The sequence below is a fragment of the Azonexus hydrophilus genome (assembly GCF_001956855.1).
In the GTDB taxonomy this organism is placed as follows: Bacteria; Pseudomonadota; Gammaproteobacteria; order Burkholderiales; family Rhodocyclaceae; genus Azonexus; species Azonexus hydrophilus_A.
In genome coordinates this window covers 891751-907935 of the sequence record NZ_MTHD01000001.1, presented here as the reverse complement: position 1 = coordinate 907935, position 16185 = coordinate 891751, and the positions used below count along the sequence as shown (strand labels likewise).

Here is a 16185-nt window from a genome sequence, read left to right as displayed (position 1 = left end):
CTATCGGTTGTCCAAACTTTTAAAGAACATCGCCGCGCCGTCTTAAACATCAATTCGTCTGCAGCAGAGAAGCGAGATTATGTAACACTTCCTCACTTCCGTCAAGCTTTTCAGTAAAAAATTTTCTACCGAACCGCCTCACTACTTTTCTCTGACTTCCACTCATACCAACGAACTTCGCTGGTTGCGGGGGCAGGATTTGAACCTGCGACCTTCGGGTTATGAGCCCGACGAGCTGCCAGACTGCTCCACCCCGCGTCCGTCAGAGAGGCCGAATTATGCCGAGCCTCCGCCCCCTCGTCAACCCCCTGCGCAAAAAAAACACGTACTTATTTTTCGAGCCAATCAACAAGGGGTTCCCACTGAGCAACTTCCCGCCGGTGTTTGGCTCGCGGCGGATCAAAAACAGTGGCTCCGGCTGCAGCGACGTTGACGTAGTTCTGGGTGTTGCGCAGATAGGCGACGATCGGGATATCAAAATGCTTGAGAAACTCTTCCAGCATTCCCGCCGCCTTGGTCCGCGGATCAACCCGCATTGCCACGATCCCCACCTTGGTCCGCTGACCACGTATTTCCGAACGGATCGAGTTGAGGAAATCTTCCGTGGCCGCCATGTCAAATACGGAAGGGACCAAAGGAACGACCACCTTGTCTACAGCACGGATGTAGTCAGTCAGCTTGTAACCCTGCAGACCCGCGGGTGCATCGACGACAACCCAATCCGCCTCCTTGGGCAAATTGAGGACTATTTGATTTCCTGCATAGTATCCACTCAGCGCAGCCAAGGCCGGGTCGCGAAAAGCCATCCAGCGCAATGCCGACTGCTGACGATCCAGATCGCACAGCGTTGTCACCTTCCCCTGATTGGCGAAGTACCCCGAGAGATTGGTAGCGAGCGTGGTCTTGCCAGCCCCGCCCTTTGGATTTGCCACGAGAACAGCCCGCATATCACCTCCCTGTATATTTGAAGGCTAATTATATTGCCGCACTCAAGGACGTCATAGATGCATAGAATATGGACTTTGATTCAGCCTACGCACCATGATCACTAAAGTTGCCAGCGAACGTCAGGGGATACAGTCCATCGAAGTCGGCTTTCGACTGCTGGATGTGCTCGCAAAGAACAACCGTCCAATGATGTTGCGCGACATCGCCAAAGGGGCTGGCATGGCCGCAGCCAAAGCCCACCGCTACCTGGTCAGCTTCATGCGCATCGGTATTGTGGAACAGGATTCGGGAACAGGCCGCTATGACCTTGGCGCCTACGCGCTCGAACTTGGCCTCTCCGGACTGGGAAGACTCGACCCCGTAAGGCTTTCCGGTCCTGTGCTGGACAACCTGTGCGAACAAATCCACGAAACGGTTGCCCTCGCGGTCTGGGGCACTCATGGCGCGACCATTGTCCGTATTGTGGATGCAGGCAGTCCGATCACGATCACCCTGCGGCCGGGCACCGTACTCTCCCTTAGCCGCTCGGCGACCGGACGCGCCTTCGCAGCATTCTGCCGCTCACCTTTCCTTAAAAAGATGGTCGACCTTGAATTGCACGAACAGGCAGAGTCGAGCAAGACCGCTATAACAACCTGTCGCCGACAATTGGAAAAGGTCCTGACCGAAATTCGCGAACATGGAATTTCCCGAGCCAGCGGCAGCCTGACACCAGGAATCAACGGCTTCAGCGCTCCTGTTTATGACCACACCGGTCACATGGTTGCAGCGATTACATCCCTCGGCTCAGTCGGTGAATTTGACGTCGAATGGGATAGCGCAACGGGGAAAGCCATGCTCAAAGCCGCTGCAGACTTGTCTCACCGCCTGGGCTACGGCAACATGCCTGCGTGATTGGTGCCCCCGGTCGGAATCGAACCAACACCTGATGATTACAAATCAACTGCACGACCTTCATGCTACGGGGGCTGAAACTGGGCCCGGATTATAGCTGATCAATAACATTCCCACATGACCAACCCAGCCACTCCATTCGAGATTGCCCGCGACACGTTGAAGCAATTGGCTCAGCGCAGGATAGCGCCGACGCCAGACAACTACCTGACGCTCTATCATGAAATAGCCGGGACAAAGCCAGCCTCGCAGGATTTCCCGGAACGACATCTGCGCTCGCTCGCAGCAGCCCTGCCCAAAGGCTCTCCGGATCAGATGCGACTGGCACGGCAACTAGACGATGCCGTCAAGAACGCCAACTGGGAATCGTATCAAAAGCACCTAACAACCTTTGTCGGCTCACTGGCAGAATCACAAAAGCTGGCCTGGGGAGAGCTGATCTCCGACCTCCTGCGTCAATGGGAGGCAAAACACCAGGGGCTCACCGCGGCCCGCAAGCGCGAATCGCTCGAACATGTGCTCGGTGCCAGCGCCAGCAATCCCGACAACCTGTTCAACCGCCTGCAAGGCCTGCTGCGCTCCTGGGGACAAGGACGAGAACAGGAAGGCAATGTTGCGGTCAACGACGTTGACACACCAAAAATTGATCTGGCAACGCCGTCGACCGCCAGCAGCGACCCGGAACTGCTCGCCGAGCTCAGGGAACTCTTTGCCTTCACACTGGAAACGGCAATCGCCACCCAGCTGATCGAAAGCCCCCAGCTCTCAAGCGATGCCAGGCAACTCGCCGCCGACATTCGCCAAGCCCGCAAAGCAGACGAGATGCAGGCTTTCCTGACGCGTCTCAAGCGCTTCGCATTCAAGCTGGAACTGCTGGCAGAGGACCAGGGGGAATTGCGCAACAGCCTGCTCGGCCTGCTACGCTTGCTGGTGGAGAACATGACCGAACTGGTCATCGACGATCGCTGGCTTCACGGGCAGATTGAAGTTGTCCGCGAAATTATCGACAAACCCTTATCCCAAAGGGCAATCGACGATGCCGAGCGCCGGCTGAAAGAGGTGCTTTTCAAACAAAGCCAGCTCAAGGCCAGCCTCTTCGAAACCCGCGAAGCGATCAAGCAGATGCTTACCGGCTTCGTTGACCATCTGGCCGACTTTGCCGACGCAACCTCCGACTACCACGACAAGATCGAAAGCTTCGCCGACAAGATCAGCGCCGCCGACAACATATCCCAGCTCGAAAGCGTGCTCGGGGAGGTAATGCGCGAAACGAGGAACATCCAGATCAACGCCCAGCGCTCCCACGATGAATTGCGTACTACCCAGCAAAAAGTCCGGGAATCCGAAACAAGGATTCGCGAACTGGAACTGGAGCTGGAAAAAACCAGCGTCCTTGTCCGCCACGACCAACTCACTGGCGTCCTCAACCGGCATGGCCTGGAAGACATGTTCGAGAAGGAAATTTCCCGTGCCCAACGCCACGACACCGTAATGTGTGTCGCACTTCTCGATATTGACAATTTCAAGAAACTGAACGACTCACTCGGTCATGACGCAGGCGACCAGGCCCTCATCCATCTGGCCACGGTCTGTCGTCACACCCTCCGCCCCCAGGACACCATTGCCCGCTATGGCGGTGAAGAATTCATCATCCTGCTGCCGGAGACCAACCTGAAAGATGCAGTTCTCGTCCTGACCCGCCTGCAACGTGAACTGACCAAGAAATTTTTCCTGAACGACAACGACAAAGTCCTGATAACCTTCAGCGCAGGTGTCACCCAGATGACTGAACAGGACAATCAAGGTAGTGTGATCAAGCGTGCCGACGAAGCCATGTACGAAGCCAAGCAGACCGGGAAGAACCGGGTAGTCAGCCGATGAAGGCGGTCATTCTTGCAGGGGGGCTGGGAACCCGGATCAGTGAAGAATCCCACCTAAAACCCAAACCGATGATCGAAATCGGTGGCATGCCAATCCTTTGGCACATCCTGAAAATTTATTCACACCATGGCATCAACGACTTCATCATCTGCCTGGGCTACAAAGGCTATGTAATCAAGGAGTTTTTTGCGAATTACTTTCTGCACACCTCTGATGTCACCTTTGATCTCAGCAAAAACAGCATGGAAGTGCACAAGCAACACGCAGAGCCTTGGCGCATCACGCTGATCGACACGGGCGACAACACCCAGACGGGAGGTCGCCTCAAGAGGGTGCGCAATTACCTCGCCAACGATGATGCGTTCTGTTTTACCTACGGTGATGGCGTGGGCGACGTCGATATAAGCCAAAGCATTGAGTTTCACCGCAAGCATGGCCTGTTAGCAACAGTGACCGCGGCAACCCCACCGGGACGTTTTGGTACGCTGGAAATCACGGGCTCGCTAGTCACGAAGTTTCACGAAAAACCCCCGGGTAGCGATGGCGTCATCAACGCAGGATTTTTTGTCCTCTCCCCAAAGGTAATCGACCTCATTGAGGACGACCAATCCTTTTGGGAAGCACGCCCGCTGGAAACCCTGGCCAGGCAAAATGAGCTCGCCGTCTGGCAACACCGGGGATTCTGGCAGCCAATGGACACCTTGCGTGACAAAACCCTGTTGGAACGACTGTGGAGTTCCGGCCAGGCGCCGTGGAAAAAATGGTGAGCAATTCAACATTCTGGCGGGGCAAGCGTGTCCTCATCACCGGACATACCGGCTTCAAAGGCAGTTGGCTGACACTATGGCTCAAGCAACTGGGCGCCGAAGTCACCGGACTGGCCTTGCCGCCAAATATCCAGCCCAGCGTTTTTGAACAGGCCCGAATTGCCGAATGCATCAGCAGTCATTTTTGCGATATTCGTGACGTTGACCGCACCAGACAAATCATTCACAACGCCAACCCTGAAATCGTCCTGCACCTGGCAGCGCAAGCCCTGGTCCGGACCAGCTACCACGATCCCGTGGCCACTTACGCCTGCAACGTGATGGGCACGGTACATGTGCTCGACGCCTTGCGCGACCTCGATTCAGTGCGCGTTGCCGTGATGGTGACAACCGACAAGGTGTACCGCAATCGCGAAGATTTCTATCCCTACCGCGAAGACGATGCCCTCGGCGGCCACGACCCATACAGCGCCAGCAAGGCAGCAAGCGAAATCGTGATTGCCAGTTACCGCGATGCCTTCTTGCGAGAACAAGGTGTCGCGGTGGCCTCAGCCCGTGCCGGCAACGTGATTGGCGGCGGCGATTGGTCGGAAGATCGCCTGATCCCCGACGCCGTGCGCGCCTGGCAAGCCGGCCAGGTGCTGAACATCCGACACCCGCAGGCCATTCGCCCCTGGCAACACGTCCTGGAGGCGCTGGCCGGCTATCTCGACCTAGCGGAGAAACTCTGGCAAGAGCCCGAATTGGCAGGTGCCTACAACTTCGGCCCACCCACCCACGAAGCCGCCACCGTGCAACAAGTCATCGAACTGGCGCGTACAGCGTATGGTCAAGGCAGGGTACGCTATGCCGAGCAAGCCAGTGGCCCGCACGAAGCTGGCTGGCTGGCTCTGGAAACAGCGAAATCACGCGTGCTGTTGAACGCTCGACCCAGATGGTCACTCCAAGAAAGCGTGCGCCGTACGATGGCCTGGTATCAAGCCCAAAATACCGGCGCCGATGCCCGAACTTTGTGTGAAGCCGAAATTGCGGCCCTGGAAGGCAGCCGACCGCGACAACCTACCAAGACTGCAAACTCATGAGCGACGACAACACAGCCCTTTTCGGCTCTCACTACCTTGACTTCCAGTGCATCGGCGATGCCTGTGAGGACACCTGTTGCGCAGGTTGGCGAGTCGATATTGATCGCGACACTTACCACCGCTACAAAAACAATCAGCACCCAGCGTTAAAAAAACTATTCAAGACTGCTGTCCTGCGTAAAAAAGATCAGACCAGCACCAAGCAGATGTTCGCAGAACTCAGTCTGAACTCACAGGGAGAATGTGCCTTTCTGGAAAATGGCCTGTGCAAAATCCAGAAAAATCTCGGCCACGCGCTGCTCTCCGAGATTTGCAAGAACTATCCGCGCAAAAAGAACCTGTTTGGCTCGCAACACGAATATTCCCTCTCTCTTTCCTGCCCCGAGGCGGCTCGACGCATCCTCCTTGATCCGGAAAAAATGTGTTTTCTGGAAGGCTCTCGCATTACCGAGGGCGATGAGACACCGCCAGCCGAAACCGAATCTCCAGAGCGCTTCATCATTCTGAACGACATCCGCGCCGTGATCATTTTCACGCTCCAGCACAGGGCACTCAGTCTGGACACCCGGCTTCTGCTGGTCGGGCTTTTTCTCGAAAGTATCGACAAGCAGGCCTATCCTTTCGACACGAGAACGATCGAACTGCTTCCTCAACTCACCGATGATTTTTGTCTGCTTTTGCAGCACGGTGACACAATCGAGCAAGAATTGCGGCAACTACCTTCCGAGGATGCGCTCCGCCTGAAAATTTTTGCCGAGATCATGAAGACCAACCCGGAAGGTACAAACCGCCGTTTTTCAACATGCATCACTGAAGCCGCGCAAGGCTTCCTGGCTCAGGCTAATACGCCCCTGGCATCTGAAGAAATGGTAAGCCGGATCAAGCATGCGGCGAAGGAGCAACTGGCGCCTTTCCTCAAGAACAACAGCCACATTCTCGAAAACTACCTGGTGCACACGGTCTTCCACAGTCTGTTCCCATTCACAAACGAACCGTTGTTGCAACAATATGTGAAACTCGTCTGCCACTACCTGATCGTAAAGACCTGTCTTCTTGGACTAACCGCCTTCTATGGTCAAATGACCGAGGAACTGACCATCCGCGTCATTCAAAGCTTCAGCAAACTCAGCGAACATAACGCGACTTACCCGGCCAGAGTACTTTCAATCCTCCAAGACAATGGATTCACCGAGTTTCGCAGAATATTCCTGCTCATTCTTGACCCAGAATCTGCAGCTTGACTACGAAGATGGCGGCACGACTCCAGTTTGCCCAAGGGGCGTGAGATTAAGTCATCGACAACCCGCCACTGTGCGCCGGTATTGGAAAATTCGGTTAACCTACCTCAGCAGCCCCCAAGCATGATCCCTGCGCCCCACCATGGAAAAACCAATAATGTCGCTGAATGAAGAAAGACAACACATTCTCGACCTGGTCCGCAGTTACTCGGCACGAGCCTTGGCGAACGGTGGATTCAGCCCTGACGAAACCGCCATCCCGCCATCAGGAAAAGTGCTTGGCCCCGAAGAGTTCGTTAATCTTGTCGACGCCTCCCTTGATGGCTGGCTGACCACAGGACGCTTCAATGCCGCCTTTGAAAACAAACTAGCCGACTATCTTGCAGTCGAATACGCTTTAACCTGCAATTCCGGCTCCAGCGCCAACCTGCTGGCACTCACGGCGCTGACCTCTCCTTTGCTTGGTCAAAGCGCCTTGCAGCCGGGCGACGAAGTCATCACTGCGGCCGCCGGCTTCCCGACGACGGTCAACCCCATCCTGCAAAATGGCCTGACCCCGGTCTTCGTCGATTCGGAAATTGGCACTTACAACCCGTCGACCGCAGTAATCGAAGCCGCGATCTCGCCGCGTACGCGCGCCATCATGCTTGCCCACACCCTGGGCAACCCCTTCGATGCCGCCTCCCTGCGCGACCTGGCCGACCGACATGGCCTATGGTTGATCGAGGACTGCTGCGACGCCCTGGGCTCGACGCTGAATGGGCAAAAAGTCGGCACCTTCGGCCATATTGGCACGTTATCTTTCTACCCGGCACACCACATCACGATGGGCGAGGGTGGCGCTGTTTTTACGGTCGACTCGCAACTCAAACGAATTCTCGAATCGCTGCGCGACTGGGGTCGCGACTGCTGGTGCAACCCCGGCTGCGACAACACCTGTGGCAAGCGCTACGACTGGCAATTGGGCGAACTCCCGGCCGGCTACGACCACAAATACGTCTACTCGCACCTCGGCTACAACCTGAAGATCACCGATATGCAAGCCGCCATTGGGCTGGCCCAACTCGAGCGCCTCGACGGCTTCATCGCCACCCGCAAAGGTAATTTCGCAAAATTACACGGTCTACTGGCCAATTTGACCGATTTCCTGATCCTGCCAGAAGCCACGGAGGGCAGCGATCCTTCCTGGTTCGGCTTTCCGATCACGCTACGCGACGACGCTCCCTTCGACCGTGTCACCCTGCTGCGCAACCTCGACCAGCACAAGATCGGCACCCGCCTGCTGTTTGCCGGCAACCTGACCCGGCAACCTTACATGGCGGGTCGCAACTACCGCGTGGCTGGTACGCTGGATAACGCGGACCAGATCATGAAAAACACCTTCTGGGTTGGCGTTTGGCCGGGGCTGGGGGACGCTGAACTAGAGCACATCGCCGCTTGCCTGAGCGAGTTCTGCCAGCCTAGTTTCTAAGGTTCATCTAAATGAACAAGCAAAGCAATGCCCTTTTCGGCTCCCACTACCTTGATTTTCAGTGTATTGGCGACGCATGTGAAGACACTTGTTGCGCAGGCTGGCAAGTAGATATTGATCGCGATACTTACCACCGGTATAAAAGCAATCAACATCCTGAATTAAAGAATCTTTTCAAGACCGCCGTTCAGCGCAGAAAAGATCAGAGCTGCACCGAGAAGCGCTTTGCTGTGCTTAGCATGAATATACGTGGAGAATGTGCCTTTCTGGCAAATGGCCTTTGCAAAATTCAAAAAGAACTTGGCCATGAGATGCTGTCCGATACCTGCAAAAACTATCCCCGCCAAAAAAAAATATTTGGTTTGCAGTACGAATACTCCCTCTCACTTTCCTGTCCAGAAGCTGCTCGACGCATCCTTTTGGATCAGGAAAAAATGTGTTTTCATGAAGACCAGATCAGTAGCGACAAAGAACTGCCAATAGTCGAGACGGAGTCTCCTGATCGCTTAATAATACTGAACGACATACGCGCCGTAATTATTTTCACGCTACAACACAGGGAAGTGAGCCTGGATATCCGGCTGCTGCTGGTTGGTATCTTCCTCGAAGCGATCGACAATCAAGTCAATCCCCTCAACTCACAAACGATTGAGCAACTCCCTCAAATAACTCAGGAATTTTGTCAACTTTTACTGCAAAGCGACAAGATCAAGCAAGAATTGCGTCAATTACCTTCTGACGATGCACTCCGACTGAAAATTTTTGCAGAGATCATGAACACCAACCCGGAAGGCACAAATTATCGCTTTTCAAAATGCATCTCCGAAGCTGCGCAAGGGATCCTGGGACAAACAGATACACCTCCGACATCTGAAGAGATGGCAAGAAGGATCAAACATGTTGCACGGGAGCAACTCATCCCTTTCCTGTCCGACAACGGTCAAATACTTGAAAACTATCTGGTGCACACAGTCTTCCACAGCTTGTTTCCGTTCAAAAATGAACCGTTATTGCAGCAATATACGAAACTGGTTTGTCACTATCTGATTGTAAAAACCTGCCTCCTCGGACTAACCGCCCACCACGGTCAAATGACCGAGGAAATGGCAATTTGTGTGATTCAAAGCTATTGCAAGCTCAGCGAGCACAATGCCCCCTATCCAAACAGAGTGGTCTCAATACTCAAAAACAATGGATATGCCGAATTTCGTAAAATATTCCTGCTCATTCTCGACCCAGAAGCTGAAGTGAAATCAGAATGACGCCGAGTCAAAACAATGCCAAATGCTTGGAAAATTCAGCCAGCCCGGCTTCTAACACCCACACCATGAGCAAACCCCTTTTCATCTTCGAGATGGCCAACAACCACATGGGCGACACGGCCCATGGCGTTGCCATCATCCGCGCCATTCGTGAAGCCTGTGAAGGTTTCGATTTTGATTTCGCCTTCAAGCTGCAGTACCGCGACCTCGACAGCTTCATCCACCCGAGCTTCAAGGGTCGCGACGACGTCAAATACGTCAAGCGTTTCGAGGAAACGCGCTTGTCGCAAGCGCAGTTCCAGACACTGATCGACACCATGTGCGAATGTGGTTTCAAAACCGTGTGCACGCCATTTGACGAAAAATCGGTCGACCTGATCGAAGCCCAGGGCATCGAGATGATCAAGATTGCCAGTTGCTCACTGACCGACTGGCCACTGCTTGAGCGCATCGCGCAAAGCGACAAACCGATCATCGCGTCAACCGCAGGCGCGACACAGGAAGACGTCGACAACGTCACCAGTTTCTTCCTGCACCGAAGCAAGAACCTGACGCTGATGCACTGCGTCGCCGAATATCCGACACCCGACGCCAACCTGCATATTTCCCGCATCGATGCCCTGCTGCAACGCTATCCTGACGTACGTATCGGTTTCTCGACGCACGAGGCGCCAGACCGCAACGAACCCGTGATGCTGGCGCTAGCCAAAGGCGCCACGGTATTTGAAAAACATGTCGGCTTGCCCACCGGGCAATACGCACTCAACGCCTATTCGGCCAATCCGCAGCAAGTGCGCGCCTGGCTGAACGCTGCTGCAATGGCCCAAAGCATGTGTGGCAGCGAAGCCTGGCCCCCGGCCACAAAAAACGAAAGCGACAGCCTGGAAAGCCTGCGCCGCGCCGTCTTCCTGACCCGCGACATCGCAGCTGGCGAAACAATCAGCAACGACGCCGTCTGTTTCGCTTTCCCCCCCGTCCCCGGCCAGATCAGCGCCAACCAATGGTCGAAATACAACCGCTTTGTCGCCCGCCAGCCACTTGAAGCCGGAAGCCCCCTGCTTGCCGCGGAAGTCGATGTCAGCAACGAAAGGGCCGAGGTACGGGCTGCCGTAACCGCAGTCTGCCATCTGCTGAAAGAAGGCAATATCGTTGTACCCGGAAAATCCGACCTAGAAATTTCACATCACTACGGCATGGAACGCTTCGCCGAATACGGCCTGATCATGATGACTGTGGTCAACCGCGAATACTGCAAGAAATTGCTCGCCATGCTGCCGGGCCAGACCCACCCCGAGCAGTACCACAAGCAGAAGGAAGAAACCTTCGTCATCCTGCACGGCAAGATCACCATCTGGCTCGACGGCCAACCGATTGAGGCAGAGCGCGGCGACGTCATCACCGTGCAGCGCGGCGTCCGCCACAAGTTTCACACCCAGGAAGGTGTGGTCTTCGAGGAAATTTCCTCAACCCACTACCACGATGACTCCTTCTATACCGACGCCTCAATCCAGGCCAACAGCCGTCGCAAGACACTACTCACCCACTGGATGTAAGCGATGCGCGCAGCCGATTATCTAATGCAGCACCTGGCCGAGGCCGGCGCCACCGATGTTTTCCTGCTGCCGGGTGGCGGGGCAATGTTTCTCAACGACGCGCTGGTTTCTGAAAAACGCCTGAACCCGGTCCCCTGCCACCACGAACAAGCCTGCGGCATTGCCGCCGAAGCCCATGGCCGCGTCCGCGAGACCTTCGGCGTCTGCATGGTGACGACCGGCCCTGGTGCCACCAACGTCATCACACCGGTCGCCGGTGCCTGGATCGAGTCGATTCCGATGCTGATCATCTCGGGCCAGGTCAAGCGCCCGGACTTGCTCGGCACGCGCCCGCTCCGCCAGGGCGGCGTGCAGGAAGTCGACATCGTGCCGATGGTCAGCCACATCACCAAATACGCGGTAACCGTCGACGATCCGCAACAGATCCGCTACCAACTTGAGCGCGCACTGTACGAAATGAAAAACGGCCGCGCCGGCCCGGTCTGGCTCGACGTGCCGCTCGACGTACAGGCTGCTACGGTCAACCCGGAAAATTTGCCAAAATTCACGCCACCGGAAGCAACACCCGGCACCGACCTCAAGCTGGCAGCCAGCGAAGTGCTCACCCTGCTGGCAGCCGCCGAGCGACCGCTGATTCTGGCCGGCCACGGCGTCCGCCTGGCTGGCGGGGCAAAAGCCCTGCTTGACACAGCTGAACGCCTGCAAGTCCCGATGGTCACCACCTGGAACGCCCTCGACATCATCCCCGCCGATCATCCGCTATGCGCGGGCCGGCCGGGCGTTGTCGCGCTGCGCCCCGGCAATTTCGCCGTACAGAACTGCGACCTGCTCATTTCCATCGGCTGCCGCCTGGACAACATCATCACTGCCTACAACCCGCGCGGATTCGCCCGGGCGGCAAAAAAGGTCGTGATCGACGTTGACTGCAATGAAATCGCAAAACTCGACATGGATATCGCCTTGGGTATTACCGCCGATGCCGCCGACCTCCTTGGCGCACTGGAAATCCTGCCGGCACCGCCGCCAAAAGCCCGCGATGCCTGGCTGACCCGGATTGCCGACTGGAAACACCGCTACCCGGTAAACGACGGGAAGCCCTTCCCGGTCTGCGGCCCCATCAATCACTACCACTTCGTCTCGGTACTCGCCGACGCCGTTCCACCCGACACCCTGATTGCCACAGGCAGTTCCGGGCTGGCCGTCGAGGTCTTCTACACCGTCTTTCGCAACAAACCCGGCCAGCGTGTATTCCTGACCTCCGGCCTGGGCTCCATGGGCTACGGACTGCCGGCTGCCATCGGCGCCTGTCTGGCCAATGACCGCAAACCGATGGTTGCCATCGAGAGCGACGGCAGTTTGCAACTCAACCTGCAGGAACTCGCCACGCTACGCGCCCAGAACCTGCCGATCTGCCTGATCATCATGAACAACGGCGGCTACGCATCGATCCGTAACACCCAGCGCAACTATTTCGCCGAGCGCTACGTTGGCACCGGACCGGAAGCCGGGCTGCTGTTGCCTGATCTGGAACAACTCGCCACCACCTACGGCCTGCCCTTCCGGCGCATTACCGACGCCGCCGAACTGGCGCCTGTCCTCAACGAAGTCACCGCCCGGCCGCAGGCAATGCTCGTCGACGTCCAACTGACGCCCAACGAAACCCTCGCCCCAAAATGCGCGGCACTACCACAAGCAGACGGCTCGATGCTGTCAATGCCGCTCGAAGACATGTCGCCGCTACTACCACTGGCCACCCTGGCAGAGGAAATGCAGATCCCGCTGACCACCGCCTCATTCGCTGCACAACGCTGATGGAGCGGAGCTGCCCCTGCTGCAACGCTGGCGATGCTCAGAAGTTGGCCGATGACAGCCATGCGTTCCGCTGCCAGACCTGCGCCCACGTCTGGCAAAGCGCACGCTTGCCCGCCGGCTACTATGCAGCTTGCGCCGGACGCAACGATCAATGCCCTGATCTGGAGAAAAAGTACGCCGACCGGCTCAACGGCATCGCCCGGTATCTGCGACCGGGCCTGCGCATTCTTGAAATCGGTTGCGCCGACGGCGCTTTAGGCGCCCGGATCAAACAGCACTCGGCAGTCGACTATATCGGGATCGAGCCATCCCCCGATGCCGCGCTCGCCGCGCACCGACTAGACCGCGTCGAGCGCAGCGTGGCCGGGGTACCGGATCTCGCGCCCTTCGACCTGCTGCTGGCCTTTCACGTCCTTGAACATATTGCCGATATCGCAGCGGAAATCAGTCACTGGCGCAGCCTCTGCCGACCCGATGCCTACCTGATCATCGAAGTCCCGCATCGCTCGGGCAATCGGCTGCTCAGCCATGACCGGCACCCCGAACATCTGCACCAGTTCTCGCTTGCCTCGCTCACACTCCTGCTCTTCCGTGCCGGATTGAGCATCATTGAGGCCAGTACGGGCCACTTCGAATCGGCGGTCTATAACGACAGCCTGCGCGTCTTCGCCCGACTTGAAACAACACCGGAACAACGCCTGACCGAATTACTCTCCCGCTTCGCCACTCTTCTGAACGGCCCCTTTGTTATTTATGGTGTCGGCGGCGATTTTTGCAATTACCTGAAGCCATTGCTTGCACAGTTACCGGTAATCGCCATCTGCGACAGCGCCAGCGAGCAACAGGGAAAAATCTTTGGACGGCACCGGGTAGCAGCCTACGATCCGGCGGCTCTCGCCGGACTGCCGATCCTGATTGCCAGTACGCGACACGCCGAGGAAATCCAGAAAAATCTGCTGGCACAGGGGGTGTCACCTTCGAGCATGTTCCGTCTGGAGCAGATTTATGGCTGACTCCCAGCCAGCTTACCCTTGGCGTCGCCCATGCCCGACCTGCGGTAACAACGCTCCCCGACTGGTATTCGACAACCGCATGGCTCCGCTCGACGGACTGGACATGAGCTATCGCATCGGCCAATGCATGCAGTGCGGTTTCTGCTACGCCTATGAACTGCCACTCCCTGAAACCTACGAAAAATACTATCGCACCCTATCAAAGTACGATCACCCCCTGAACCAGCTGAGCCTTCGTCCGGTCGACCAGGCGCGGATTGCGAAAACGCTCGAACTCTGCCTGCCACATCTCTCACCCGATGCACAGATCAGCGACATCGGCTGTGGCTTCGGCGCTCTGCTCAACGCCTTCAAGATAGTTGGGTTCACCCGGCTACACGGAATTGACCCAGCCCCCGCCTCGGCTATCACTGCCAAAAATCTGCTCGGCCTCGAACATATCCGCACCGGTTCGCTGCGCGACGCAAGTGATCAATTACCGTTGGCCGAAACCGACCTGCTTTGCCTGACCGGTGTTGCCGAACACCTACCCTGCCTGAGCGATGACTTCAGCAATCTGCTGCAAGAATTGCCGGAGCACGCCATGGTCTTCATCGAAGTTCCGGCGCTCGAGCGTTTTCTCTCGCCACCAGCGGAAGCCTATGGCGAATTTTCGCTTGAACACATCCAGTATTTCAGTATCGAAACACTGACCGAACTAATGGCGAACTTTGGCTTCTCTCCTCAAACATTGACACTCTGCGAACTTCAGGGTTGCACCGACAGCCTGTTCGGACTCTTCTCCCGCCACCCCCAAGCCGTGATCGCGCCCGCCCCTGCGATGGACGGACTGGACGACTATTTGAACTACTCCGAGAGCACACTGGAAAAAGGCCTGCAAAAGATCGTTGACTGCGGCGCCCCCTTTGCAATCTTTGGGGCCGGCAGCCATACCGCCCGCCTTCTGCCGAGACTGGAGCAATTGGGCCTCACCGCGAAAATTCTTGCCGTCGTCGACAACAACCCAAATTTGCGTGGAAAAAAACTCGGCAATTTCATGATCCAACCCAGCAACTTCCTCATCACCCTCCCCGCCTGCACCGTCCTGATTTCCTCCTTCAACGCCCAGGGCGCCATTGCCCGGGAATTAGCCGGCAGCCACCCGACCATTCTTCTGTACGACCTCGACGAATGACAGCAAACCCTCACCGGGAAGCGCTTTTCACCCACCTGCTACAGGATTTCGATCGAATACTTACAGCCTTCCCGCTCCCGGAACTGACCGGCCAGCGAGTTTTCGTCACCGGTGGCAGCGGCTTCATCGGCTTCTGGCTGCTGCTCGCCTGCCACTGGCTGAACGAACGCGGTGCAGGAATCCGGCTGACGCTGCTCTCGCGCAACCCCGATGTCTTTCTCGCAAAACACCCGGAGTTCCGCGCCCGACCTTGGCTGGAATGGGTACGCGGCGATATCAAAAGCTACCGCTGGCCGGAGGGGAGTTTCGACTGCTTCATTCACGCCGCCGCCGACACCTCGCCGCTGTCTGCAAAGTCGCCGCAATTGTTCGACGACATTGTCGTCGGCACGCATCACGTCATAGAGCATGCAGCGGCTGCCAGCGCCGGACGGCTACTACTGATCAGTTCGGGGGCGATCTACGGCGAGCAACCGGAAACCCTGCCACACATGGCGGAAGATTTCCCCGGCCAAACTCTCGCGCTGGCGCCCGAGGACTACTACGGACGCGGCAAGCGGGCAATGGAAAGCGACGCCCGGGACGCCGCCACCAACAAGAATATCGAAGTGGTGATCGCCCGCTGCTTCAGTTTCGTCGGCTTCGGCCTGCCCGGGCACCTGGCGATCAGCCAGTTCATCGCCGATGCGCTGGCTCACGACAGTCTGCGCATCAACGGCGACGGGCGGGTCGTGCGCAGCTATCTGCATGCCGCCGACCTCGCCGTCTGGCTGCTCGCCCTGCTGGGTCGCGGCCAGGCCGGGCAAGCCTATAACATCGGCTCGCCGGATCCGCTATCGCTGCTCGAGGTGGCAAATCTGGTCCGCGACACGCTTTCACCGACATCGCGCATCGAAGTACTGAACCGCCAGGGCAATGCCGCCCCCCGACAACGTTACGTTCCGGATATCCGACGCATTGAACAGCAACTGCGGGTAAACTGCTGGACTCCGCTGGAGAACGCCATTCACAGCATGGCAGTAGCGCAACAACTTGAGCAGCAGGCGGCAAACGGCACGAAATTAAATACACCGAAGAATCTGCCGTAATT

At 56.9% G+C, this 16185-nt stretch carries 13 protein-coding genes and 2 tRNA genes; 12 read left to right on the top strand and 3 right to left on the bottom strand.

Annotation, left to right across the window (positions count from 1 at the left end):
- Positions 1-181 precede the first annotated feature (181 nt).
- Positions 182-258, bottom strand: a tRNA-Met gene (locus tag BJN45_RS04470).
- Between the two features lie 71 nt (positions 259-329).
- A complete protein-coding gene (locus tag BJN45_RS04465) occupies positions 330-947 on the bottom strand; it encodes a ParA family protein (RefSeq protein ID WP_076092412.1) in 618 nt (205 codons plus the stop codon).
- 94 nt (positions 948-1041) lie between these two features.
- On the opposite strand from BJN45_RS04465, the gene BJN45_RS04460 reads away from it, so the two are divergent.
- A complete protein-coding gene (locus BJN45_RS04460; RefSeq protein ID WP_076092410.1) occupies positions 1042-1842 on the top strand; it encodes an IclR family transcriptional regulator in 801 nt (266 codons plus the stop codon).
- 1 nt (position 1843) lies between these two features.
- Here BJN45_RS04460 and BJN45_RS04455 read toward each other — a convergent pair.
- Positions 1844-1917, bottom strand: a tRNA-Thr gene (locus BJN45_RS04455).
- Between the two features lie 42 nt (positions 1918-1959).
- Between BJN45_RS04455 and BJN45_RS04450 the strand changes: the two genes are divergently transcribed.
- The 11 genes from BJN45_RS04450 (at position 1960) to BJN45_RS04400 (ending at position 16183) form a co-directional block, all read left to right on the top strand.
- The gene (locus tag BJN45_RS04450) at positions 1960-3723 is read left to right on the top strand and encodes a GGDEF domain-containing protein (RefSeq protein WP_076092408.1); all 1764 of its coding nucleotides are present in this window, start codon (positions 1960-1962) and stop codon (positions 3721-3723) included.
- Complete coding sequence (gene rfbF, locus BJN45_RS04445) at positions 3720-4490, top strand: glucose-1-phosphate cytidylyltransferase (RefSeq protein ID WP_076092406.1); 771 nt, start codon at positions 3720-3722, stop codon at positions 4488-4490. Before BJN45_RS04450 ends, rfbF begins: the two co-directional genes overlap by 4 nt.
- Positions 4484-5572 (top strand): CDP-glucose 4,6-dehydratase, encoded by a 1089-nt coding sequence (rfbG, locus tag BJN45_RS04440; protein ID WP_076092404.1) that lies wholly within the window; start codon positions 4484-4486, stop codon positions 5570-5572. Before rfbF ends, rfbG begins: the two co-directional genes overlap by 7 nt.
- Complete coding sequence (gene fliB / locus BJN45_RS04435) at positions 5569-6813, top strand: flagellin lysine-N-methylase (RefSeq protein WP_076092402.1); 1245 nt, start codon at positions 5569-5571, stop codon at positions 6811-6813. The genes rfbG and fliB (BJN45_RS04435) overlap by 4 nt, the downstream gene beginning before the upstream one ends.
- A gap of 154 nt (positions 6814-6967) precedes the next feature.
- Positions 6968-8281, top strand: coding sequence for a lipopolysaccharide biosynthesis protein RfbH (rfbH, locus tag BJN45_RS04430; protein ID WP_083650795.1), 1314 nt, complete (start codon positions 6968-6970; stop codon positions 8279-8281).
- An 11-nt stretch (positions 8282-8292) separates the two neighbouring features.
- On the top strand, positions 8293-9543 hold the full coding sequence (gene fliB / locus BJN45_RS04425) for a flagellin lysine-N-methylase (protein WP_139326286.1): 1251 nt from the start codon (positions 8293-8295) through the stop codon (positions 9541-9543).
- 65 nt (positions 9544-9608) lie between these two features.
- Complete coding sequence (locus tag BJN45_RS17860; RefSeq protein WP_076092396.1) at positions 9609-11096, top strand: N-acetylneuraminate synthase family protein; 1488 nt, start codon at positions 9609-9611, stop codon at positions 11094-11096.
- 3 nt (positions 11097-11099) lie between these two features.
- Positions 11100-12908: a thiamine pyrophosphate-binding protein gene (locus BJN45_RS17855; RefSeq protein ID WP_076092394.1), complete on the top strand. Its 1809-nt coding sequence runs from the start codon at positions 11100-11102 to the stop codon at positions 12906-12908.
- A 44-nt stretch (positions 12909-12952) separates the two neighbouring features.
- Positions 12953-13921: a class I SAM-dependent methyltransferase gene (locus BJN45_RS04410; RefSeq protein WP_170873019.1), complete on the top strand. Its 969-nt coding sequence runs from the start codon at positions 12953-12955 to the stop codon at positions 13919-13921.
- Positions 13922-14024: 103 nt separating this feature from the next.
- Positions 14025-15095 carry a class I SAM-dependent methyltransferase gene (locus BJN45_RS04405; protein WP_170873018.1) on the top strand — a complete coding sequence of 357 codons (1071 nt, stop codon included), beginning with the start codon at positions 14025-14027 and terminating at the stop codon, positions 15093-15095.
- Positions 15092-16183 (top strand): NAD-dependent epimerase/dehydratase family protein, encoded by a 1092-nt coding sequence (locus BJN45_RS04400; protein WP_076092390.1) that lies wholly within the window; start codon positions 15092-15094, stop codon positions 16181-16183. The genes BJN45_RS04405 and BJN45_RS04400 overlap by 4 nt, the downstream gene beginning before the upstream one ends.
- Positions 16184-16185 lie beyond the last annotated feature (2 nt).

Excerpts from the sequence above, each read along its gene's own strand:
- BJN45_RS04465 (WP_076092412.1), bottom strand. The coding sequence starts at position 947 with ATGCGGGCTGTTCTCGTGGCAAATCCAAAGGGCGGGGCTGGCAAGACC.
- BJN45_RS04460 (WP_076092410.1), top strand. The coding sequence starts at position 1,042 with ATGATCACTAAAGTTGCCAGCGAACGTCAGGGGATACAGTCCATCGAA.
- BJN45_RS04450 (WP_076092408.1), top strand. The coding sequence starts at position 1,960 with ATGACCAACCCAGCCACTCCATTCGAGATTGCCCGCGACACGTTGAAG.
- rfbF (WP_076092406.1), top strand. The coding sequence starts at position 3,720 with ATGAAGGCGGTCATTCTTGCAGGGGGGCTGGGAACCCGGATCAGTGAA.
- rfbG (WP_076092404.1), top strand. The coding sequence starts at position 4,484 with ATGGTGAGCAATTCAACATTCTGGCGGGGCAAGCGTGTCCTCATCACC.
- fliB (WP_076092402.1), top strand. The coding sequence starts at position 5,569 with ATGAGCGACGACAACACAGCCCTTTTCGGCTCTCACTACCTTGACTTC.
- rfbH (WP_083650795.1), top strand. The coding sequence starts at position 6,968 with ATGTCGCTGAATGAAGAAAGACAACACATTCTCGACCTGGTCCGCAGT.
- fliB (WP_139326286.1), top strand. The coding sequence starts at position 8,293 with ATGAACAAGCAAAGCAATGCCCTTTTCGGCTCCCACTACCTTGATTTT.
- BJN45_RS17860 (WP_076092396.1), top strand. The coding sequence starts at position 9,609 with ATGAGCAAACCCCTTTTCATCTTCGAGATGGCCAACAACCACATGGGC.
- BJN45_RS17855 (WP_076092394.1), top strand. The coding sequence starts at position 11,100 with ATGCGCGCAGCCGATTATCTAATGCAGCACCTGGCCGAGGCCGGCGCC.
- BJN45_RS04405 (WP_170873018.1), top strand. The coding sequence starts at position 14,025 with ATGAGCTATCGCATCGGCCAATGCATGCAGTGCGGTTTCTGCTACGCC.
- BJN45_RS04400 (WP_076092390.1), top strand. The coding sequence starts at position 15,092 with ATGACAGCAAACCCTCACCGGGAAGCGCTTTTCACCCACCTGCTACAG.